At 68.7% G+C, this 22,427-nt stretch carries 20 protein-coding genes; 19 read left to right on the forward strand and 1 reads right to left on the reverse strand.

The window, feature by feature from the left end:
* The first annotated feature begins 511 nt into the window (after positions 1 to 511).
* The 19 genes from JIG36_RS20640 (at position 512) to nuoN (ending at position 21,075) form a co-directional block, all read left to right on the forward strand.
* Positions 512 to 1,237: a TetR/AcrR family transcriptional regulator gene (locus tag JIG36_RS20640; protein WP_307872819.1), complete on the forward strand. Its 726-nt coding sequence runs from the start codon at positions 512 to 514 to the stop codon at positions 1,235 to 1,237.
* A gap of 33 nt (positions 1,238 to 1,270) precedes the next feature.
* Positions 1,271 to 2,512 carry a cyclic dehypoxanthinyl futalosine synthase gene (mqnC, locus tag JIG36_RS20645; RefSeq protein WP_203377986.1) on the forward strand — a complete coding sequence of 414 codons (1,242 nt, stop codon included), beginning with the start codon at positions 1,271 to 1,273 and terminating at the stop codon, positions 2,510 to 2,512.
* A 298-nt stretch (positions 2,513 to 2,810) separates the two neighbouring features.
* Positions 2,811 to 3,506 carry a demethylmenaquinone methyltransferase gene (locus JIG36_RS20650; RefSeq protein ID WP_203377987.1) on the forward strand — a complete coding sequence of 232 codons (696 nt, stop codon included), beginning with the start codon at positions 2,811 to 2,813 and terminating at the stop codon, positions 3,504 to 3,506.
* A gap of 140 nt (positions 3,507 to 3,646) precedes the next feature.
* Complete coding sequence (locus JIG36_RS20655; RefSeq protein ID WP_203377988.1) at positions 3,647 to 3,907, forward strand: hypothetical protein; 261 nt, start codon at positions 3,647 to 3,649, stop codon at positions 3,905 to 3,907.
* Positions 3,908 to 4,013: 106 nt separating this feature from the next.
* Entirely contained in the window at positions 4,014 to 5,309 is a 1,296-nt protein-coding gene (locus JIG36_RS20660; RefSeq protein ID WP_203377989.1) for a geranylgeranyl reductase family protein, read from the forward strand.
* 70 nt (positions 5,310 to 5,379) lie between these two features.
* A complete protein-coding gene (locus tag JIG36_RS20665; RefSeq protein ID WP_133873576.1) occupies positions 5,380 to 5,745 on the forward strand; it encodes an NADH-quinone oxidoreductase subunit A in 366 nt (121 codons plus the stop codon).
* A 6-nt stretch (positions 5,746 to 5,751) separates the two neighbouring features.
* Positions 5,752 to 6,423, forward strand: coding sequence for a NuoB/complex I 20 kDa subunit family protein (locus JIG36_RS20670; protein WP_203377990.1), 672 nt, complete (start codon positions 5,752 to 5,754; stop codon positions 6,421 to 6,423).
* Entirely contained in the window at positions 6,420 to 7,115 is a 696-nt protein-coding gene (locus JIG36_RS20675; protein ID WP_203377991.1) for an NADH-quinone oxidoreductase subunit C, read from the forward strand. The genes JIG36_RS20670 and JIG36_RS20675 overlap by 4 nt, the downstream gene beginning before the upstream one ends.
* Positions 7,112 to 8,437 (forward strand): NADH-quinone oxidoreductase subunit D, encoded by a 1,326-nt coding sequence (locus tag JIG36_RS20680; protein WP_203377992.1) that lies wholly within the window; start codon positions 7,112 to 7,114, stop codon positions 8,435 to 8,437. Before JIG36_RS20675 ends, JIG36_RS20680 begins: the two co-directional genes overlap by 4 nt.
* Complete coding sequence (gene nuoE, locus JIG36_RS20685; protein ID WP_203377993.1) at positions 8,437 to 9,279, forward strand: NADH-quinone oxidoreductase subunit NuoE; 843 nt, start codon at positions 8,437 to 8,439, stop codon at positions 9,277 to 9,279. Before JIG36_RS20680 ends, nuoE begins: the two co-directional genes overlap by 1 nt.
* Positions 9,276 to 10,592 (forward strand): NADH-quinone oxidoreductase subunit NuoF, encoded by a 1,317-nt coding sequence (nuoF, locus tag JIG36_RS20690; protein ID WP_203377994.1) that lies wholly within the window; start codon positions 9,276 to 9,278, stop codon positions 10,590 to 10,592. The genes nuoE and nuoF overlap by 4 nt, the downstream gene beginning before the upstream one ends.
* Entirely contained in the window at positions 10,592 to 13,066 is a 2,475-nt protein-coding gene (locus JIG36_RS20695; protein WP_203377995.1) for an NADH-quinone oxidoreductase subunit G, read from the forward strand. Before nuoF ends, JIG36_RS20695 begins: the two co-directional genes overlap by 1 nt.
* A gap of 5 nt (positions 13,067 to 13,071) precedes the next feature.
* Positions 13,072 to 14,430, forward strand: coding sequence for an NADH-quinone oxidoreductase subunit NuoH (gene nuoH / locus JIG36_RS20700; RefSeq protein ID WP_438870746.1), 1,359 nt, complete (start codon positions 13,072 to 13,074; stop codon positions 14,428 to 14,430).
* A gap of 1 nt (position 14,431) precedes the next feature.
* Positions 14,432 to 15,025, forward strand: a complete 594-nt coding sequence (gene nuoI, locus JIG36_RS20705) for an NADH-quinone oxidoreductase subunit NuoI (RefSeq protein ID WP_203377996.1) — start codon at positions 14,432 to 14,434, stop codon at positions 15,023 to 15,025.
* Positions 15,025 to 15,768, forward strand: coding sequence for an NADH-quinone oxidoreductase subunit J (locus tag JIG36_RS20710; protein ID WP_203377997.1), 744 nt, complete (start codon positions 15,025 to 15,027; stop codon positions 15,766 to 15,768). The genes nuoI and JIG36_RS20710 overlap by 1 nt, the downstream gene beginning before the upstream one ends.
* A complete protein-coding gene (gene nuoK / locus JIG36_RS20715) occupies positions 15,765 to 16,064 on the forward strand; it encodes an NADH-quinone oxidoreductase subunit NuoK (RefSeq protein ID WP_015618499.1) in 300 nt (99 codons plus the stop codon). The genes JIG36_RS20710 and nuoK overlap by 4 nt, the downstream gene beginning before the upstream one ends.
* Before the next feature lie 12 nt (positions 16,065 to 16,076).
* A complete protein-coding gene (gene nuoL / locus JIG36_RS20720; RefSeq protein ID WP_203377998.1) occupies positions 16,077 to 18,002 on the forward strand; it encodes an NADH-quinone oxidoreductase subunit L in 1,926 nt (641 codons plus the stop codon).
* Positions 17,999 to 19,540, forward strand: a complete 1,542-nt coding sequence (locus JIG36_RS20725) for an NADH-quinone oxidoreductase subunit M (RefSeq protein WP_203377999.1) — start codon at positions 17,999 to 18,001, stop codon at positions 19,538 to 19,540. Before nuoL ends, JIG36_RS20725 begins: the two co-directional genes overlap by 4 nt.
* A gap of 2 nt (positions 19,541 to 19,542) precedes the next feature.
* On the forward strand, positions 19,543 to 21,075 hold the full coding sequence (nuoN, locus tag JIG36_RS20730; protein WP_203378000.1) for an NADH-quinone oxidoreductase subunit NuoN: 1,533 nt from the start codon (positions 19,543 to 19,545) through the stop codon (positions 21,073 to 21,075).
* Between the two features lie 243 nt (positions 21,076 to 21,318).
* On the opposite strand, the gene JIG36_RS20735 is transcribed toward nuoN, so the two are convergent.
* Complete coding sequence (locus tag JIG36_RS20735) at positions 21,319 to 22,353, reverse strand: polyprenyl synthetase family protein (protein ID WP_438870743.1); 1,035 nt, start codon at positions 22,351 to 22,353, stop codon at positions 21,319 to 21,321.
* Between the last annotated feature and the right edge of the window lie 74 nt (positions 22,354 to 22,427).

A 22,427-nucleotide genomic window follows, 5' to 3' on the forward strand; every position in this document is an offset into this window, starting at 1 on the left:
ACTCGCGACCCGGCCGCCACTCCACCCAGAGCGGATCGGCCAGCGGCAGAGCCCTCGCCGTCAGCCGTGAGACCGAACCGCAGGAGAACCCGGACGGGTCGAGGCGTCGAACCATACGGAACAGATCAGCGGACGCGGACCGGCCCTGTGGCGGAGGTCCCGTTCGCGGACTGCGTCGTCGCAGGCCGCGGATCGCGAGAACGTCGAGCAGCCGCACGAGGGTCGCCGAGGTCTTGGGGGTGAAGCCGACCTCCGGAACGGAGTCCCAGGGTGCGGCGAACCGTGACCTGCGGCGACGACCGTAAGAGCGACGCCGGCCGCGCGTCTTCCAAGGCTGAGGATGCACAGGAGGCCTCCGACGTCAGCTCACGCGGAGAATCACGAGAAACTTGCCAGAGACGGACAACGAGCGGGGCACGTCGTCAACAGTGATCGTCACAGGTCGCCTCCCCCGAGGACGGAAGTCTGTACGCCGTACATAATACGGCGTACAAGAAAGGAGTGCCACCCCGTGGCCGAGGCTCGACGCACCATCGATCTGCTGTGGTTCCCCGAGGCGGGGGAGAAGCGGCGGGGCCGCCGCCCGGGCCTGAGCGTGTCGCGCGTGGTCGAGACCGGCATCGCGCTGGCCGACGCCGAGGGGCTGGAGGCCGTCTCCATGCGCCGGGTGGCTCAGGAGCTGGGCGTCGTCCCGATGACCCTCTACACCTACGTGCCCGACAAGGCGACGCTGCTGGAACTGATGCTCGACCGCGTCTACCTCGCGATGACCCGGGTGGACCGGCCGGACGAGCCGTGGCGCGACCGCCTGGCCGCGATCGCCGAGGAGAACCGCCGCCTCTACGCCGAGCACCCGTGGGCGGCCGACCTGCCCGCCGGTCGCCCGCCGCTGGGCCCGGGTCTGATGGCGAAGTACGAACACGAGCTCACGGCGTTCGCGGGCTGTGGCCTCGACGACGTCGCCACCGACGCGGCCCTGACCTTTCTGCTGGGGTTCGTGCAGTCGTCGGCCCGGACCGCCGCCGAAGCGCGCGACGACGCCGGGTGGTGGGAGGTGAACGGCCCGGCCTTGGCCGTCGTGCTCGACGAGCAGGCCTATCCCACGGCCGCGCGCGTCGGGGCGGCGGCGGGCGAGGCGCAGGGGGCCGCGATCAACCCCGATCATGCGTACGCGTTCGGCCTGGACCGAGTGCTGGACGGGCTCGGAGTGCTCATCGCCACGCAACGTGCCGACTGACGGCGAGGGAGCCGGGGACGTAATCTCGACTACGTGACGGCGAACCCGGAGATCGACAGCATCCTGCAGCGCGCCGCTGACGGCGGACGGATCACGCCCGAGGAGGCGCTGCTCATCTACACCGACGCGCCGTTCCACGCGCTGGCCGAGGCCGCCGACACGGTGCGCCGCCGGCGTCACCCCGAGGGCATCGTCACCTATCTGATCGACCGCAACATCAACTACACGAACGTCTGCGTCACCGCGTGCAAGTTCTGCGCCTTCTTCCGTGCCCCGAAGCACAAGGAGGGCTGGGCCCACCCGATGGAGGAGATCCTGCACCGCTGCGGCGAGGCGGTCGATCTCGGCGCTACCCAGGTGATGCTGCAGGGCGGTCACCACCCCGAGTTCGGTGTGGCGTACTACGAAAATCTCTTCTCCTCGGTGAAGCAGGCCTACCCGCAGCTCGCGATCCACTCGATCGGCCCGAGCGAGATCCTGCACATGGCCAAGGTCGACGGCGTCTCGATCGAGGAGGCGGTGCTGCGCATCAAGGCCGCGGGTCTCGACTCGATCGCCGGGGCCGGCGCCGAGATGCTGCCCGACCGGCCGCGCAAGGCGATCGCCCCGCTCAAGGAGAGCGGCGCCCGGTGGCTCGAGGTGATGGCGGTCGCGCACCGCCACGGCCTGTCGTCGACCGCGACGATGATGATGGGCACCGGCGAGACGCACGCCGAGCGCATCGAGCACATCCGCATGATCCGCGACGTGCAGGACCTGGCCGTCGCCAACGGCTACCGCGACGACGCGGTGGAGACTGGCCACCAGGTTGGGGGCTTCCGCGCGTTCATCCCGTGGACCTACCAGCCCGAGAACAACCACCTGAAGGGCCGCACCCAGGCCACGACCATGGAATACCTGCGGTTCCTGGCCATGTCCCGGCTGTTCTTCGACAACGTGTCGCACCTGCAGGCGTCGTGGCTGACCACGGGCAAGGACGTCGGCCAGCTCTCGCTGCACCTGGGCGTGGACGACCTGGGCTCGATCATGCTGGAGGAGAACGTCATCTCCTCGGCGGGCGCCCGGCACCGGTCGAACCTGCACGAGCTGATCTGGATGATCCGCACGGCCGACCGCATCCCGGCCCAGCGCGACACGCTCTACCGCCACCTCGCGGTGCACCACACGCCGGCCGACGACCCGACCGACGACCGCGTGGTCTCGCACTTCTCGTCGATCGCGATGCCCGGGGGCGGCGCCGGCCGCACCCAGCTGCCGCTGGTCGAGGCCCAGTAGAAGCCCGAAAAGCCGAAGAGACGTACCGCCATTGACCGTTCGGTCAGGTAGCCCTCCCCAAACTGTGGAGGGCGGGTATCTCCTTCGTAACGAGCCCTGTGAACCTCTGTTGCGGGTGTTCCACAGGCGGTTACGTTGCCTGCGTAAGGCCTGAGAACTTCCTGACGCAGAGCCGGGGATTCATACCGGTGATGGTCGCGGACCCGACCGATGGCGGTCGTATATATAACGCACAAGGAATCGGGCGGGATGGTTACCCATCCCGCCCGATCTGTGTCTCGGGTGAGACAGTTGACGCGTGACGCGCGCAGATCTGGACAAGCAGCCGCATGAGGTCGCCGAGATGTTCGACGGCGTGGCCGAGCGGTACGACCTGACCAACACGGTGATCTCCTTCGGGCAGGACCGTGGCTGGCGCCGCGCCACCCGCGCGGCCCTGGGTCTGCGGCCGGGCGAGCGGGTGCTCGACGTCGGCGCCGGCACCGGCATCTCCACCGACGAACTGGGTCGCTCGGGTGCCTTCGCCGTCGGGGCCGACCTCTCCACCGGCATGCTGCGGGCCGGGCGTCGCGTACGCCCTCAGGTCCCGCTGGTCGCCGGTGACGCGTTGAAGCTGCCGTTCGCCGACGAGACGTTCGATGCCGTGACGATCTCGTTCGCGTTGCGCAACGTCGTCGATATCGAGGGCGCGTTGCGTGAGCTGGCCCGGATCACGCGTCCCGGCGGGCGGCTCGTGATCTGCGAGTTCAGCACCCCGACGTTCGGTCCGTTCCGCACCGTCTACATGCAATACCTGATGCGCTCGCTGCCGTCGGTCGCCCGCGGGGTGTCGAGCAACCCCGACGCGTACGTCTATCTCGCGGAATCGATCCGCGCCTGGCCCGACCAGCCGGCCCTGGCCGCGCGGATCGCCGCGGCCGGACCGTGGAGCCGGATCGGATGGCGCAACCTGACCGGCGGTGTCGTGGCCCTGCACCGCGCCACCAAAGCCTAGGAGCTGCACCGCGCCCCAAAGCCTAGGAGCTGCACCGGGCCACCAAGGCCGAAAGCTGCACCCGGCCACCAAGACCGGCCTGAAGAGGGATAAATACGCCTTTTGCCGCGAAACGGCGAACGGCCTGTTTGGCTCGGCTCATGACGACCTTCGGGCAACTCGAAGACACCGACATCGACATCGCGATCGACGAACGCGACGCCGGCGAGCGCCGCGGCATGGAGCTGGCCACCCGGCTCCGGATGGTCGCCGCCGAAGACCCTGACCTGGCCCAGGAGCTGGTCGACAACCTGATCGTCGCCCTCGACAAGGCGATGGGCGGCAACTTCCGCGAGTACCTGGACGGTGACGCCCGCACGGCGGCGGACAGAGTTCTCGCACAGGGCAATTCACCCAGCTGAAACAGTTAGGGTTCCCTAACCCGAACGACCTTCAATGGCCGTCCTAGACTCCGACTTGGCGCGCTTGTGAACTGTTTCACGAGCCGCTGCGAGACGGAGGTGTGGTGTGCGCAACCAAGTACCATCCGGGCGAATAGCCGACGAGGCTGATGTCATCGTCGTCGGGGCCGGTCCGGGAGGATCAGCGGCGGCCTATCACATGGCGCGGCACGGGCTCAGAGTCGTGCTGCTGGAGAAGACCGAGTTCCCGCGCGAGAAGGTGTGCGGCGACGGGCTCACCCCGCGTGCCGTCCGCCAGCTGGTGCGGATGGGCATCGACACCTCGGAGAAGGCCGGCTGGCTGCAGAACAAGGGTCTGCGGGTCATCGGTGGCGGCGTACGCCTGGAACTGGACTGGCCCGATTTGGCCAGCTTCCCGAACTACGGCCTGGTGCGCACCCGCCTCGACTTCGACGACATGCTCGCCCGGCGGGCCGTCGAGGCCGGCGTCAAGCTCTACACCAATACCAACGTCAGCGGTCCGGTGCTCGACGACGACGGGCATGCGGTCGGTGTGGTGGCCAAGATGGGCCCCGAGAAGGAGCCCGTCGAGTTCCACGCCCCGCTCGTGATCGCCGCGGACGGCGTCTCGGGCAAGCTCCCGATCGCGATGGGCCTGACCAAGCGCGACGACCGCCCGCTCGGCGTGGCCGTCCGGCGCTATTACCACTCGCCGGTCCGCGCCGACGACGACTACCTCGAGTCGTGGCTCGAGCTGCGCAGCGCGCAGGACCGCGACCGCCTTCTCCCGGGCTACGGCTGGATCTTCGGCATGGGTGATGGCAGGGTGAATGTGGGCCTCGGCATTCTCAACAGCTCCAGCGCGTTCGGCAAGACCAACTACCGCGCGATGCTGACCGACTGGCTGGCCGGGACGCCGGCCGACTGGGGCATGCGCGACGAGTCCAACGCGGACGGGCCGATCCTCGGCGCCGCGCTGCCGATGGGCTTCAACCGGGTGCCGCACTACACCCGCGGCCTGATGCTGGTGGGCGACTCGGGCGGCATGGTCAACCCGATGAACGGCGAGGGCATTGCCTACGCCATGGAGAGCGGCGAACTCGCGGCGGAGGTCGCGGTCCAGGCGCTCGCCCGCCCGGCCGGCGCCGACCGTGAGCGCGCCCTGCGGGCGTACCCGGCGGAACTGAGCCTCAGGTTCGGCGGCTATTACCGCCTTGGTGGCGTATTCGTGAAGTTGATCGGGAATCCTCAGATCATGCGGATTGCCACGAAACACGGCATGCCGCATCCGACTCTGATGCGATTCGTTCTGAAGCTGCTGGCCAACCTCACGGACCCGCGGGGAGGCGACAGCATGGACCGGATCATCAACGGCCTCAGCAAGGTCGCTCCGGCGGTATGAGCACCCCGCGGCCGACACGATCAAATCGGACTAATAGTGTGAACCGGCTAATAGTCGACCAGGAGACACGATGACGATCAACCCATACGTCCCGATCGTCGGGTTACTGATCCTCGGCGCGCTCTTCGCGTTGTTCTCGGTCTCGATCGCGCCGATCGTCGGCCCGCACCGCTACAACCGGGCCAAGCTCGACGCTTACGAGTGCGGCATCGAGCCGGCGCCGCAGCCGGTCGGTGGAGGCCGCTTCCCGGTCAAGTTCTATCTGACCGCGATGCTCTTCATCATCTTCGACATCGAGACCATCTTCCTCTACCCGTGGGCCGTCTCCTTCGGAGCGCTCGGCCTGTTCGGGTTCGTCGAGATGGTCCTGTTCATCGTCACCGTCTTCATCGCCTACACGTACGTGTGGCGACGCGGCGGACTCAACTGGGACTGATGCGTCATGGGTATCGAAGAGAAACTCCCTGCCGGAATCCTGCTCACCTCCGTAGAGAAGGTCTCGAACTGGGCGCGTAAGTCCTCGTTCTGGGGCGCGACGTTCGGCCTGGCCTGCTGCGCCATCGAGATGATGGCGGCCGGTGGCCCGCACTACGACCTGGGCCGCTGGGGCATGGAGGTCTTCCGGGCCTCGCCCCGCCAGGCCGACCTGATGATCGTCGCGGGCCGGGTGAGCCAGAAGATGGCGCCCGTCGTCCGCCAGATCTACGACCAGATGCCCGAGCCGCGCTCGGTGATCTCGATGGGCGTGTGCGCCTCGTCCGGCGGCATGTTCAACAACTACGCGATCGTGCAGGGCGTCGACCACATCGTCCCGGTCGACATCTACCTGCCCGGCTGCCCGCCGCGGCCCGAGATGCTGATCGACGCCATCCTCAAGATGCGCGAGAAGGTCATGGCCCAGCCGCTCGGCCCGAACGGCAAGAAGATGCTGGAGGCCCGCAAGGCCGAGGGCAAGGTGCCGATCGTCGCCCCGGGCGCGATGCCGTCGTCGTACCGGGTCGACAAGGCCCGGCGTGCGGAGTGGACCCAGGCGGTCAAGGAAGGCCGCGAGGAGCAGCTGCGCATCGAGAACTGGATGAAGCTGCAGCCGCACCTGCGGGAGGGTGGCAAATGACGGTCGAACCCAGCAGCCCGGAAGGCGCCAACCTCGGCGCCCCGGCCCAGACGCCGTCCAGCCCGCAGAAGGGCATGTTCGGCATCACCGGCACCGGCGACGTCTCCGGCTTCGGCGGCCTGGTCCGCCCGCGCCATGAGGTGGTCGGCAGCCCCAAGCCGTACGGCGGGTACTTCGACGAGGTCACCGACGCGCTCGAGGAGGCCTACCCGGGCTTCGCCGACGCCGTCGAGAAGGTGGTCGTCGACCGCGACGAGCTGACGCTGCACATCGTGCCCGAGCGGATCGCCGAGGTCGCGCAGATCATGCGGGACGACGATTCGCTGCGCTTCGAGCTCTGCTCGTCGGTCTCCGGCGTGGACTACCTGAACAGCGACGCCCGCCGCCTGCACGTGACCTACCACCTGGCCTCGATGACCTACCGGCGACGCGTACGGCTCGAGGTGGCCGTGCCCGCCGGCGGCAGCGTCCCCACGGTCACCAGCGTCTACCCGACCGCCGACTGGCAGGAGCGGGAGACGTACGACATGTTCGGGGTGATCTTCACCGGCCACCCGAACCTGACCCGCGTGCTGATGCCGGACGACTGGGAGGGCCACCCCCAGCGCAAGGACTACCCGCTCGGCGGCGTGCCCGTCGAGTACAAGGGCGCCGAGATTCCGCCTCCTGACCAGCGGAGGGTCTACCAATGACACAGTCCGGATACGCAAGCGAGCGCGAGACCACCGAGGGTCGCGTCTTCACGGTCACCGGCGGCGACTGGGACACGGTCACCGGCAGTGTCGACCCGCTGAGCAACGAGAAGATCGTCGTCAACATGGGTCCGCAGCACCCGTCCACGCACGGCGTGCTGCGGCTGGTGCTCGAGCTCGAGGGTGAGACGGTCACCGACGTCCGGCCGGTCGTCGGCTACCTGCACACCGGCATCGAGAAGAACCTCGAATACCGCAACTGGACCCAGGGCACGACGTTCGTGACCCGCGCCGACTACCTGGCGCCGCTGTTCAACGAGGCCGGCTACTGCCTCGCGGTCGAGAAGCTGCTCGGCATCACCGACGACATCACCGAGCGGGCCAACACGATCCGGGTGCTCTTCATGGAGCTCAACCGGATCTCGTCGCACCTGGTGTGGCTGGCCACCACGGGCATGGAGCTCGGCGCGATCTCGATGATGCTGTACGGCTTCCGCGAGCGCGAGTACATCCTCGACATCTTCGAGGAGACCAGCGGCCTGCGGATGAACCACGCGTACTTCCGCCCGGGCGGCGTCGCGCAGGACATCCCGGAGTCGGCGATCAAGAAGATCCGCGACTTCCTGGTCTATCTGCCGAAGAAGCTCAAGGAGTACGAGGCGATGCTCTCCGGCCAGGTCATCTGGCAGGAGCGTACGCAGGGGGTGGCCGTTCTCGACGTCACCGGCTGCCTCGCCATGGGCGTCACCGGTCCGGTGCTGCGCTCGGCCGGCCTGGCCTGGGACCTGCGCAAGACCATGCCGTACTGCGGGTACGAGAACTACGAGTTCGACGTGCCGACCGCCACCACCGCCGACGTGTGGGGCCGCTACCAGGTGCGCCTGGCCGAGATCCGCGAGTCGCTGAAGATCGTGGAGCAGGCCCTCGACCGGCTGCGCCCCGGCCCGATCTTCATCGCCGACAAGAAGATCGCGTGGCCGGCCCAGCTGGCCGTCGGCCTCGACGGCATGGGCAACTCGCTCGAGCACGTCGCCAAGATCATGGGCCAGTCGATGGAGTCCCTGATCCACCACTTCAAGCTCGTGACCGAGGGCTTCCGCGTGCCGGCGGGCCAGGTCTACGTCGCGATCGAGCACCCGCGCGGCGAACTGGGCGTGCACGCCGTGTCGGACGGCGGCACCCATCCCTACCGGGTCCACATGCGGGACCCGAGCTTCGTGAACCTCCAGGCCATCCCCGCGATGGCCGAAGGCGCGCTGCTGGCCGACGTGATCGCCGGCGGCGCGTCCCTCGACCCCGTGATGGGTGGGTGTGACCGCTAATGACTGACACCTCGGTGGAATTCTCCCCCGCCGCCGCTCCGCTCGCCGAGAAGCTGCTCCCGGCCGCGCTCGAGATCATCGCGCGCTACCCGGCCGACCGCAGCCGCTCGGCCCTGCTGCCGTTGCTGCACCTCGTCCAGACCGAGGACGGGCACGTCAGCCCGAACGGCGTCGCCTTCTGCGCCGAGATCCTGGGCATCAACAAGGCCCAGGTCGGCGCGGTCGCGACCTTCTACACGATGTACAAGCGGCGGCCGACCGGCGAATACCTGGTCAGCGTCTGCACCAACACGCTCTGCAACACGCTCGGCGGCCAGCAGGTCTACGACGAGCTGTCCGAGCACCTCGGCGTCGGGCACGACGAGACCACGGCCGACGGCCGGATCACGCTCGAGCACGCCGAGTGCCTGGCCGCCTGCGACTACGCGCCGGTCGTGACGGTCAACTACGACTTCGCGATCGACGAGGCCACCCCCGAGGCGACCATCGGCCTGGTCGAGCAGCTGCGCAACGGCGAGCGGCCCACGCCCAGCCGGGGTTCGCGCATCTGCTCGCTCAAGGAGATGCAGGTCCAGCTGGCCGGGTTCGCCGACCCCCGCGAGGGCGCCGTCGCCGACGGTGTGGCCGGGGCGCCGACCCTGCGCGGCGTGACGCTCGCGCAGGAACACGGCATCGCGGTCGCGAACTTCAACCCGGACACGCCGATCACCAAAACGAAGCCGGCCCGCGAGGAGAAGACCAAGCCGGTCAACGCCGCCGAGGCGGCCGGTGTGGCGTCCAACAAGCCCGCCGCCGACGCCAAGCCGGCCGGGGACTCCCGCGGTAACGAGGTGAAGAAGTGACTCAGCCACGGCGTGAGGTTCTCCAGAAGCTGACCCCGGTGCTCACCAAGCGCTGGCTCTCGCCGGACGCCTGGAAGATCGGCGTCTACGAGCGGCTCGACGGCTACGCGGCGCTGCGTAAGGCCCTCGACGTGCACCCCGACGACCTGATCCAGCTGGTCAAGGACTCGGGCCTGCGCGGCCGGGGCGGCGCCGGCTTCCCGACCGGTCTCAAGTGGGGCTTCATCCCGCAGGGCGACGGCAAACCGCACTACCTCGTGATCAACGCGGACGAGGGCGAGCCGGGCACCTGCAAGGACCTGCCCCTGATGACGTACGACCCGCACTCGTTGATCGAGGGGGCGATCATTGCCTCGTACGCGATCCGGGCGAACCGTGCGTTCATCTACATCCGCGGCGAGGCCGTCCACGCCGCCCGCCGCCTGCGCAACGCGGTCGAGGAGGCGAAGGCCAAGGGCTACCTCGGCCGCAACATCCTCGGCTCGGGCTTCGACCTGGAACTGGTCGTGCACAGCGGCGCCGGCGCCTACATCTGCGGCGAGGAGACGGCGCTGCTCGACTCGCTGGAAGGCTTTCGCGGCCAGCCCCGGCTGCGCCCGCCCTTCCCGGCCATCGCGGGCCTGTACGCCAGCCCGACCGTGGTCAACAACGTCGGGACGATCGCGAGCGTGCCGTACATCGTGCTCGGCGGTCCGGACTGGTGGAAGAGCATGGGCACGGAGAAGTCGTCCGGCCCGATGATCTATTCGCTCTCCGGCCGCATCGCCAATCCCGGCCAGTACGAGTGCGGGCTCGGCATCACGCTGCGCGAGCTGATCGAGCTGGCCGGTGGCATGAAGCCCGGGCACAACCTGAAGTTCTGGACCCCGGGCGGATCGTCCACCCCGCTGCTCACGGCCGAGCACATCGACACCCCGATGGACTTCGAGGGCGTGGCCGCGGCCGGGTCGATCCTGGGCACCACCGCGATGCAGATCTTCAGCGACCAGGACTGCCCGGTCTATTCGACGTGGCGGTGGCTGGAGTTCTACCACCACGAGTCGTGCGGCAAGTGCACCCCGTGCCGCGAGGGCAACTACTGGATGGTGCGGACCTACCGCCGGATCCTCAGCGGCGAAGGCACGTACAAGGATCTCGACACCCTGCAGGACACCGCCGACAACATCTTCGGCCGGTCGTTCTGCGGTCTGGGCGACGGCGCCGCGACTCCGGTCATGTCGACGCTCAAGTTCTTCCGCCAGGACTACCTGGACTACATCGAGGGCCGGACCGCTCCGCGGCTGTCCGCCAAGGCTCTGGTTGGAGCTCACTGATGACGGACGTAGCCAAGAAGGCTGACACGGTCACCCTCACCATCGACGGCATAGAGGTCACGGCGGCCAAGGGCGAGCTGGTCATCCGCGTCGCCGAGCGGATGGGCATCGCGATCCCGCGGTTCTGCGACCACCCGCTGCTGGCCCCGGCCGGCGCCTGCCGCCAGTGCCTGGTCGACGTGGAGGGCCAGCGCAAGCCGGTCGCCTCGTGCACCCAGACCGTGGCCGAGGGCATGGTGGTGCGCACGCAGCTCACCTCCGAGGTCGCGGCCAAGGCCCAGGGCGGCGTGATGGAGCTGCTGCTGGCCAACCACCCGCTGGACTGCCCGACCTGCGACAAGGGCGGCGAGTGCCCCCTGCAGAACCAGGCGATGACCAACGGCCGGGCCGACTCGCGGTTCAAGGAGCACAAGCGCGAGTACGAGAAGCCGATCCACATCAGCAGCCAGGTGCTGCTCGACCGCGAGCGCTGCATCCTCTGCCAGCGCTGCACCCGGTTCTCCGAGGAGATCGCCGGTGACAAGTTCATCGACCTGATGGACCGCTCGTCCGGCGAGCAGATCAACGTCTACCGCGACGACTTCTTCGGCGGCACGGGCACCGGCGACGGACAGGTCGGCGAGGGCGAGGGTGACGTCGCCTTCAACTCGTACTTCTCCGGCAACACCATTCAGATCTGCCCGGTCGGCGCGCTGACCAGCGAGCAGTACAGGTTCCGGGCCCGCCCGTTCGACCTGGTCTCCACACCGACCACCTGTGAGCACTGCGCGGGTGGTTGTTCGCTGCGGGCCGACCACCGGCGCGGCAAGGTGCTGCGGCGTCTGGCCGGCGACGACCCGGCGGTGAACGAGGAGTGGAACTGCGACAAGGGCCGCTGGGGCTTCCAGTACCAGGTCGCCAACGACCGGATCATGAACCCGCTGCTGCGCGACACCGAGACCGGTGAGTTCCGCGAGGCCTCCTGGAGCGAGGCGCTGCTGGCGGCGGCCGAGGGCCTCAAGGCGGCCACGGCCAAGGGCGTCGGGGTGCTCGCGGGTGGCCGGCTCACGGTGGAGGACGCGTACGCGTACGCGAAATTCGCCCGGGTCGCCCTCGGCACCAACGACATCGACTTCCGGGCCCGCCCGCTCAGCGCCGAGGAGGCCGACTTCCTGGCGTCCTCGGTTGCCGGGGTCTCCGACGTCACCTACACCGACGTCGAGAACGCGCCGTCGGCCGTGATCGTGGGGCTCGAGCCCGAGGAAGAGAGCGGCATCCTCTTCCTGCGCCTGCGCAAGGGCTTCCTGCGCAAGAAGCTGCAGGTCACGGCGGTCGCGCCGTACCTCACCCGCGGCTTCGGCAAGATGGGCGCGACCCTGGTGCAAACCGTTCCGGGCGACGAGGCCCGGGTGCTGGCCGAAGACCCGGCGGTCGCCGCCGCGCTGGCCGCCCCCGGTTCACTGCTGCTCGTCGGTGAGCGCCTGGCCACCGTGCCCGGTGCGCTTTCGGCCGCGGCCGCGCTCGCCGCCCGTACGGGAGCCCGGTTGGCCTGGGTCCCCCGCCGGGCCGGCGACCGGGGCGCGATCGACGCCGGCGTCCTGCCCAACCTGCTGCCCGGTGGCCGCCCGGTGGGCGACCCGGCCGCCCGCGCCGAACTGTCGCTGGCCTGGGACGTCGAAGCCGGTGCGCTGCCCAGCAAGCCGGGCCGTGACACCGACGCCATCGTCGCCGCGGCCGCCGCCGGTGAGCTCGGTGGCCTGCTGGTGGCCGGCGTCGACCCCGGTGACCTGTCCGACCCGCGGCTGGCTGAGCAGGCGCTCGACCACGCGGGCTTCGTGGTCAGCCTGGAGCTGCGGCACAGCGCGGTCACCCGCCGCGCCGACGTGGTGCTCCCGATCGCCCCGGCCGCCGAGAAGTCCGGCACCTACCTCAACTGGGAGGGCCGCCTGCGGTCCTTCGGCACGGTCCTGCCGAGCACGGCGATGACCGACGGCCGGGTGCTCGAGGCGATCGCCGCTCTGATGAACGTGACGCTCGCTACCGGCGACGTGATGGCCATCCGCCGGGAGCTGGGAGCAATGCCGCTCACCAAGGCGCCCCGCCCGTCGGTCCCCTCGGTTGCCGCCGCGGCGCTGCCCGAGCTCGGCGAGAACGAGGCCGTGCTGGCCACCTGGCACCACGCGATCGACCAGAGCTCGCTGCTCGAGGGCGACGAGGCGCTGGCCGGCACCGCGCGGACGCCGGTGGCCCGGATCGGCAAGGACCTGGCCGAGTCGCTCGGTGTGATCGACGGTGACGCGGTCACCGTCGGCACCGACCGCGGCGCGATCACCCTGCCGGCCGAGGTCACCGACCTGCCGGCGCGGGTGGTGTGGCTGCCCACCAACTCACCGGGCTCGTCCGTCGGACGCAGCCTCGGTGTGACCGCGGGTGCGGTCGTCCGGATCTCCGCCGGCGCCGCCGGCCCGATCCTCGCGTCGGAGGCCTCGGCATGAACGACATGATTCTGGCGGCCCATGCCGTCGATCCCACCTTGCAGACGTTCGAGAACGACGTCTGGTGGATCTCCCTGATCAAACTGTTCGGCGTCTTCGTCCTGCTGCTCCTGCTGACGCTCTTCACGATCGTCTACGAGCGCAAGGTCGTGGCCCGGATGGCGGTGCGGCCCGGTCCCAACCAGGTCGGGCCCTGGGGCATCCTGCAGAGCCTCACCGACGGCGTGAAGCTGCCGTTCAAGGAGGAGATCATCCCGAAGACGGCCGACAAGGTCGTCTACTTCATCGCTCCGGTGATCTCGGCGACGGTCGCCTTCACGGCGTTCTCGGTCATCCCGTTCGCGGGCGTGGTCCCCATGTTCGGCCACCAGACGGCCCTGCAGCTGACCGACGTGCCGGTCTCGGTGCTGGTGCTGCTGGCCTGCTCGTCGATGGCGGTCTACGGCGTCGTGCTCGCCGGGTGGGCGTCGGGTTCGACCTACCCGCTGCTGGGTGGTCTGCGGTCGAGCGCCCAGATGATCTCGTACGAGGTCGCCATGGGTCTCTCGATCGTCGCGGTGTTCATGACCGCCGGCTCGATGAGCACCTCGCAGATCGTCGCCGCCCAGGCGCACGGCAACCCGGTCAACCTCTTCGGGTGGGAGGTGACGACCCCGAGCTGGTACGCGGTCCTGCTGCTCCCCAGCTTCGTCATCTACTGCATCGCGGCCGTCGGCGAGACCAACCGCGCGCCGTTCGACCTGCCCGAGGCCGAGTCCGAGCTGGTCGGTGGTTTCCACACCGAATACTCGTCGTTCAAGTTCGCGCTGTTCTTCCTGGCCGAGTACATCAACATGATCACCGTCTCGGCGTTCGCCACCACGCTGTTCCTCGGCGGCTGGCGCGCCCCGTGGCCGATCACCTGGTTCTGGGAGGGCGCGAACTCCGGCTACTTCGGGCTGATCTGGTTCTTCGCCAAGGTGCTCCTGCTGCTGTTCGGTTTCATCTGGCTGCGGGCCACCCTGCCCCGCATGCGCTACGACCAGTTCATGCGCTTCGGCTGGAAGGTCCTCATCCCGGTCAACCTGGTGTGGATCCTCTTCCTGAGCTACGTCAAGGTCGCCAACAACGAGCTGTCGCAGCAGGCCAAGTGGTTCTCGATCGTCGGCATCGTGGTCGTCGTCCTGCTGATCGCCATGCTCTGGCCGGCCGCCCGCAAGCCACGCCAGCTCTCCGTCGAGGAGGAGCTGGCCTCCAGACCACCAGGAAGTTTCCCGGTACCACCGATGGATCTTCAGGTTCCCCCCAGTCCTCGGGCCCGCCGGGCGGTGGCCGAACGCGCCCCCGCCACGGTCGGGTCTCCGGAAGAAAACAAGGAGGTGTGACGTGGGTACGTTCACCGGCTCCTTCAAGGGCTTCGGGGTGACCTTCGCGCACATGTTCCGCAAGGTCGTCACGACCGACTACCCGTTCACGCCGCCGACGCCGGCGCCGCGCTACCACGGCCGGCACATCCTCAACCGGCACCCGGACGGCCTGGAGAAGTGCATCGGGTGCGAGCTGTGCGCCTGGGCCTGCCCGGCCGACGCGATCTATGTCGAGGGCGCCAACAACACCGACGAGCAGCGGTTCTCGCCGGGCGAGCGCTACGCCGGGATCTACCAGATCAACTACGCCCGCTGCATCTTCTGCGGGCTCTGCATCGAGGCCTGCCCGACCCGTTCGCTGACCATGAGCAACGAGTACGAGCTGGCCCGCGACAGCCGCCAGGACCTGATCTTCACGAAGAAGGAACTGCTGGCTCCGCTGCTGCCCGGCATGGAGCAGCCGCCGCACCCGATGCGCCTGGGTGACACCGACAAGGACTACTACGTCGGCGCGCTCGACAACCCGGGCACCTCGGCCGGCGCCGAGCGGGCGCCGTGGGCGACCAACGAGGCCGAGGACGCCACCGGAAGCGCCGCGAAGGAGGCCGTGTGATGGACCACGTGTCCACCGGCGAAGCGGTCGCCTTCTGGATCCTCGGCTCGATCGCCGTGATCGGCGCTCTCGGCATGGTGATCGCCCGCAACGCGGTGCACTCCGCGCTGTGGCTGGTCGTCACGATGCTCTGCCTGGGCTTCCTCTACGTGGTCAACTCGGCGCCGTTCCTGGGCGCGGTGCAGATCATCGTCTACACCGGCGCGATCATGATGCTGTTCCTGTTCGTGCTCATGCTGGTCGGCCGGGACGCCTCGGACTCGCTGATCGAGACGCTCCGCGGCCAGCGGGTGGCGGCCATCCTGCTCGGTCTCGGCTTCGCCGCGCTGGTCGGAACCGGTCTGGCCCGCTCGCTCGGCGACGTGCAGGCGGTCGGCCTGACCGAGGCGAACGCGAACGGGAACGTCCAGGGACTCGCGTCTCTGCTCTTCACCCGCTATGTGTTCGCCTTCGAGGTCACCTCGGCGCTGCTGATCACCGCCGCCGTCGGCGCGATGATCCTGGCGCACGTCGAGCGGGCCAAGGAAGACGTGGTCAACCAGGTGACCCGCATGAAGCAGCGGTTCCGCCCGGGCAACTACCCCGGTCCCAAGGCCGGACCCGGCGTCTACGCCAACACCATGTCGGTCGCCGCCCCCGCGCGGCTGCCCGACGGCAACGGCGCCGAGCGCAGCATCTCCCCGATCCTGCCGATCCGTGAACTCACCGCGGACGAGGCGGCACCGAAGGGAACCGAGAAGTGACTCCCGACTACTACCTGGTGCTCGCGGCGATCCTGTTCACCATCGGCGCCGCCGGGGTGCTCGTGCGCCGCAACGCGATCGTGCTGTTCATGTGCATCGAGCTGATGCTCAACGCCGCGAACCTGGCCCTGGTCACCTTCAGCCGCATCAACGGCAGCCTGGACGGCCAGATCATCTCGTTCTTCGTGATGGTCGTCGCGGCCGCCGAGGTCGTGGTGGGTCTCGCGATCATCATGTCGATCTTCCGTACGCGGCGCTCGGCGAGCGTCGACGACGCGAACCTTCTGAAGTACTAAAGGGGCCTTCACGTGGAACAGACAGTGGAGTACGCCCCCGCGACGGGGGCGCTGAGCGGAATTTGGCTGCTTGTCGCCATTCCGCTCGTCAGCGCCGCGATCCTGCTGCTCCTCGGCAAGCGGGCCGACAAGTGGGGGCACTGGCTCGGCGTCCTTGCGGTGGCGGCCTCCTTCGTGCTCGGGTTGATCTTCTTCTTCAGCCTGCGCGGCCTCGAGGCGGAACAGCGGTCGGCCGAGCTGAGCCTGTGGGACTTCATCGCGGTCGGGAACCTGCACGTCGACTTCGGGCTGTTGTTCGACCCGCTGGCCGGCGTGTTCGTCCTGCTGATCACCGGTGTCGGCTCGCTGATCCACCTGTACGCGGTCGGCTACATGGAGCACGACGAGGGCCGGCGGAAGTTCTTCGCCTACTTCAACCTCTTCGTCGCGGCGATGCTGTTGCTGGTTCTCGGCAACAACTACGTGATGCTCTACTTCGGCTGGGAGGGCGTGGGTCTCGCGTCCTACCTGCTGATCTCGTTCTGGTACACCCGGCCGTCGGCGGCCACCGCCGGCAAGAAGGCGTTCCTGATGAACCGGGTCGGCGACGCCGGCCTGGCCATCGGCATCTTCGTGATGTTTGCGACGCTCGGCACCACCCAGTACGACGAGGTCTTCGGCAACGTCAGCGCGCTGAGCTCGACCACGGTGCTGATCCTGGGCCTGCTCCTGCTGCTGGGCGCGGCCGGCAAGTCCGGTCAGTGGCCGCTGCACGCGTGGTTGCCCGACGCCATGGAGGGCCCGACCCCGGTCTCGGCCCTCATCCACGCGGCGACGATGGTCACCGCTGGCGTCTACCTGATCGCCCGCTCCAACGCGATCTTCACCGCCAACACGGTGCTGCAGACGGTCGTGGTCAGCGTCGGTGCGCTGACGCTGCTGATCGGCTGCATCATCGGCGCCGCCAAGGACGACATCAAGCGGGTGCTGGCCTGGTCGACCGTCAGCCAGATCGGCTACATGTTCCTCGGCGTCGGGCTCGGCGGCGGGGCGTACGCGCTGGCGATCATCCACCTGCTGGCGCACGGCTTCTTCAAGGCCAACATGTTCCTCGGCGCCGGTTCGGTCATGCACGGCATGCACGACCAGGTGGACATCCGGCGCTTCGGCGGCCTGCGTAAATACATGAGGTGGACCTGGCTCACCTTCATGATGGGCTGGCTCGCGATCATCGGTATCCCGCCGCTGTCCGGTTACTTCTCCAAGGAGCCGATCATCGCGGCGGCCTTCGAGCGCGGCGACTGGACCTCCTGGCTGTACGGCATGGCGGCGCTGCTGGGCGCGGGCCTGACCGCGTTCTACATGACCCGCCTGTTCGTGCTGACCTTCCACGGCCCCGAGCGGTACACCGAGGACAACAAGCACCCGCACGAGTCGCCGTTCATCATGACCGTGCCGCTGATGCTGCTGGCCCTCGGCTCGATCGGCGCCGGCTGGCTGATGTCGACCTCGGTGCCGGGCTGGCTGGAGCCGGTCTTCGGGGCCGAGGAGGCGCACCACGAGGCGGTGCTGCCGCACTCGCTGATCTCGATCCTGGGCATCGTGGTCTCGGTCCTCGGCGCGGGTCTGGCCTGGGCCATGTTCCGCCGGGGGACGGCGCTCGAGCCGCAGCCGGCCGGGGTCGTGGTCACCGCGGCCCGCCGCAACCTCTACACCGACGCGATCAACGAGGCGGTGTTCGAGCGGCCCGGCATCTATCTGACCCGGGCGCTCGTCTTCCTCGACAACAGGGGCATCGACGGGCTGGTCAACGGCATCGCGGCCGGCATCGGGGGCAGCTCCGGCCGACTGCGGAGGCTGCAGACCGGCTTCGTACGCTCGTACGCCCTCTCCATGCTCACCGGTGCCGTCGTAGTCGTCGGCGCCTTCCTCGCGATCCAGCTTGGGTGGTTGGCGTGAACGACTTTCCGTTTCTGTCCATCCTGACGCTTCTGCCGTTGGTGGGCGCCATCGCGGTGGCGCTCATCCCCAAGGCCAAGGCCGAGCTCGCCAAGACTGTGGCGTTCGTCTGGTCGCTGGTCGTGCTGGTGCTGAGCATCTTCATGTGGATCGCCTTCCAGGTGGACGGCGACCGCTTCCAGTTCCGCGAGTCGTACGCCTGGATCCCCTCGTGGGACGCCCGGTTCACGTTCGCCGCCGACGGCATCGCGCTCGTCATGCTGATGCTGATCGCGATCCTGTTCCCGATCGTGATCCTCGCGTCGTGGCACGACGTCGAGAAGACCAACCGCTCGGCGCCGGTCTACTTCTCGCTGCTGCTGGCCTTCGAGTTCACGATGATCGGCGTCTTCGCGGCCGCCGACATCTTCCTGTTCTACGTGTTCTTCGAGGTCATGCTCATCCCGATGTACTTCATCATCGGCTCGTTCGGTGGCCAGCGCCGCCAGTACGCCGCGGTGAAGTTCTTCCTCTACAGCCTCGTCGGCGGTCTGTTCATGCTGGCCGCGGTGATCGGGCTGTGGGTGGTCGGCGGCCACACGTTCGACTTCAGCAAGCTGGCCGAGGCGGGCGCGTCGATCGACCAGAACACCGCGCGCTGGCTGTTCCTCGGCTTCTTCGTGGCGTTCGCGATCAAGGCGCCGTTCTTCCCGTTCCACACCTGGCTGCCGGACGCCGGTGGTGCGGCCCCGGCCGGCGCCGCGGCCCTGCTCGTCGGCGTGATGGACAAGGTCGGAACGTTCGGGATCCTGCGCTACTGCCTCTCGCTGTTCCCGGAGGCGTCACGCTGGTTCGCCCCGGCGGCCCTGGTGCTCGGTGTCATCGGCATCATCTACGCGGCACTGCTCGCGGTCGGCCAGAACGACCTCAAGCGCCTCGTGTCGTACACGTCGATCGCGCACTTCGGCTTCATCGGCATCGGCATCTTCGCGTTCACCACCCAGGCCGGCACCGGCTCGGTGCTCTACATGGTCAACCACGGTCTCGCGACCGGCCTGCTGTTCATCGTGGTCGGCATGTTCGTCGCCCGCCGCGGCTCCAACCTGATCAGCGACTTCGGTGGCGCCGGCAAGCTCGTCCCGGTCCTCGCCGGGGTGTTCTTCTTCGCCGGTCTGGCGTCGCTGGCGCTGCCCGGCACGGCGCCGTTCATCAGCGAGTTCCTGGTGCTGATCGGCACGTTCACCGTGCACCCGGCGTACGCGGTGGTGGCCACGGCCGGCATCATCCTGGCCGCCGCCTACGTGCTCTGGATGGTGCAGCGCACCACGCAGGGCACCCTCAACCCGGCCCTCACCGAGGTGCCGGAGATGAAGAAGGACATCACGCTCCGCGAGAAGGTCGTGGTGGCCCCGCTGATCCTGTTGATCATCCTGCTCGGCTTCTATCCGAAGCCGGTCACCGATGTGATCAACCCGGCGGTGCAGGCCACCATGCAGGACGTCGGCGTCGAGGATCCGGGGCCGACAGCGGTCGTCGCTAACGAAAGGGTGGGCCGCTAGCCATGGGAGAGCTCTCACTGCCCGGGATCGACTACGGCGCACTGCTGCCGATGCTGATCCTCTTCGGGGCGGCCTGCCTCGGGATCCTGGTCGAGGTGTTCACGCCCCGCCGGTCCCGCAACGGCATCCAGCTGACCCTCGCGTTCCTCGCCCTCGCGGCGTCGTTCGTGGCGGTGATCGTCCAGCACAGCACCCGGAAGATCACGATCGGCGGCGCGGTCGCCGTCGACGGCCCCACGGTCTTCCTCCAGGGCGCGCTGCTGGTGCTGGGTGCGGTCTCGCTCATGCTCATCGGTGAGCGCTCGATCGAGCGGGGCGGCCCGTTCGTCTCGCAGGCGGCCATCACGGTGGGCTCGCAGAAGGACGTCAAGCAGGCGAACGACCAGCCCGGTATGACCGAGGTCTACCCGCTGACGATCTTCGCGATCGGCGGCATGATGCTCTTCGTCGCCGCCAACGACCTGCTCACCATGTTCGTCGCGCTCGAGGTCTTCTCGCTGCCGCTCTACCTGCTCTGCGCGCTGGCCCGCCGCCGGCGTCTGCTCAGCCAGGAGGCCGCGCTCAAGTACTTCCTGCTCGGGTCGTACGCGTCCGCGTTCTTCCTGTTCGGTGTGGCGCTCGTCTACGGCTTCTCGGGCGGCATCTCGCTCTCGGCCGTGCACGACGCGGTGGCCAACCCGCAGCGCAGCCAGATCCTGCTCTACGCGGGCCTGGCGATGATCGCGATCGGTCTGCTCTTCAAGGCCGCGCTCGCGCCGTTCCACGTGTGGACGCCCGACGTCTACCAGGGCGCGCCGACGCCGATCACCGCGCTGATGGCGGCCTGCACCAAGGTCGCCGCGTTCGGCGCGCTGCTGCGGATCCTGTACGTGGCCTTCGACGGTGTGCGCTGGGACTTCCAGCCGGTGCTGGGCGCGATCGCGGCGCTCACGATGCTGGTCGGCGCGATCCTCGCGGTCACCCAGACCGACATGAAGCGCCTGCTGGCCTACTCCTCGGTCGCGAACGCCGGCTATCTGCTGGTCGGCGTCCTCGCGCTCAACGAGGAGGGGCTCAGCAGCACGATGTTCTACCTGGTGGCGTACGGCTTCTCGGTCCTCGCCGCCTTCGGCATCGTGACCCTGGTGCGGGACGCCGACGGGGAAGCGACCCACTTGGCCCGCTGGGCCGGTCTGGGCCGCAAGAGCCCGCTGTTCGCCGCGACCTTCACGTTCATCCTGCTGGCCTTCGCCGGTATCCCGCTGACCAGCGGTTTCACCAGCAAGTTCGCGGTCTTCGGGGCGGCCGTCGAGGGCGGCCAGACGTGGCTGGTCATCTTCGGCGTGATCACCAGCATGCTGCTGGCGTTCCCCTACCTGCGGGTGGTCGTCATGCTGTGGCTCTCCGAGCCCAGCGAGACGACGCCTACGGTCTCGATCCCGGGCTTCCTCACCTCGGCCGCCCTGGTCATCGGTGTGGCCGCCACGATCGCTCTGGGCGTGGTCCCGGCCCCGCTGATCGACCTCACGCGAGACGCGGCGCAGTTCGTACGCTGATATCACTCCACTGACGAGAAAGCCCCGGGCCTGGTGGTCCGGGGCTTTCTCGTTGCCGGTCCGTGCGCTCGGTCCGGCCTTCAGATGGTCGTCTCAGGTCAGCCGGGCGGTCGGCCCAGCTTGTGACTCAGCTCGTGTGGCTCAGCCGCGGTCGGCTCGTCTCGTGTGGCTCAGCCGCGGTCGACTCGTCTCGTGTGGCTCAGCCGCGGTCGACTCGTCTCGTGTGGCTCAGCCGCGGTTGACTCAGCTCGTGCGGTCGGCGATGAAGTCGCAGAGGGCTTCCATCGCCCGCTTGGCCTCGCCGTCGGGCAGCGGCGCCAGCTCGGCCCGCGCCTCTTCGGCATAGGTGCGGACCGTCTCGCGTGCCCGCTTCATGGCGGCCGACTCGCGCAGCAGCGTCAGCGCCTCGGCGTGCAGGTCGTCGTCGGTGATCGGGCCGCTCGCCAGCAGCTCACGCAGCCGCACGGCCGAGGCGTCGGTGTCGTCACCGGCCAGCGCGTAGAGCACCGGCAGCGTCGGCACGCCCTCGCGGAGGTCGGTGCCCGGCGTCTTGCCCGACTGCACCGACTCGGAGGCGATGTCGAGCAGGTCGTCGGAGAGCTGGAAGGCGATGCCGATGGTCTCGCCATAACCCGCGAGGGCCTCGACGAACTCGGCCGGAGCGCCCGAGAACAGGCCGCCGAACCGGGCCGAGGTGGCGATCAGCGAGGCCGTCTTCTCGGTGATGACGTGCAGGTAGTGCTCGATCGGGTCGCTGCCGCGGGGGCCGACCGTCTCGGCGATCTGACCGTGCACGAGCCGCGCGAACGTGCGCGCCTGCAGCTGCACCGCCTCGGGGCCGAGCGAGGCCGCCAGATCGGCCGCCTGGGCGAACAGGTAGTCGCCGACCAGGATCGCCACCGAGTTGGTCCAGCGTGCGTTCGCGCTCGGGGCGCCGCGGCGTACGGGGGCCTCGTCCATGACGTCGTCGTGGTAGAGCGTGGCCAGGTGGGTCAGCTCGACCACGTTGGCAGCCGCGATGATCTCGGGCGCGGACGGGTCGCCGAACTGGGCGCCGAGCGCCACGAGCATCGGCCGGAACCGCTTGCCGCCCGCATCGGCGAGATGGCGCGCGGCCTCGGCCACCAGTGGGTCGGCGCTGGCCACGTTGGCCCTCAGCGCCTCCTCGACAGCGGCCAGCGTCGCCGTCACCCTCTCGTCGACCACGGGATCGATGTCGAGGCCGAGCGACGACAGCGTCATGTCACCGGTGCTCACCACGCTTTCACGATGCCACATGGGTCCGACGACTTCGGCCCCAGGGGTCGCGCCAGCAAGATCAAAATCCGGATCTGGCACACGTACGGCTCACG

Source organism: Paractinoplanes ovalisporus, from assembly GCF_016834655.1.
GTDB classification, from domain to species: Bacteria; Actinomycetota; Actinomycetes; order Mycobacteriales; family Micromonosporaceae; genus Actinoplanes; species Actinoplanes ovalisporus.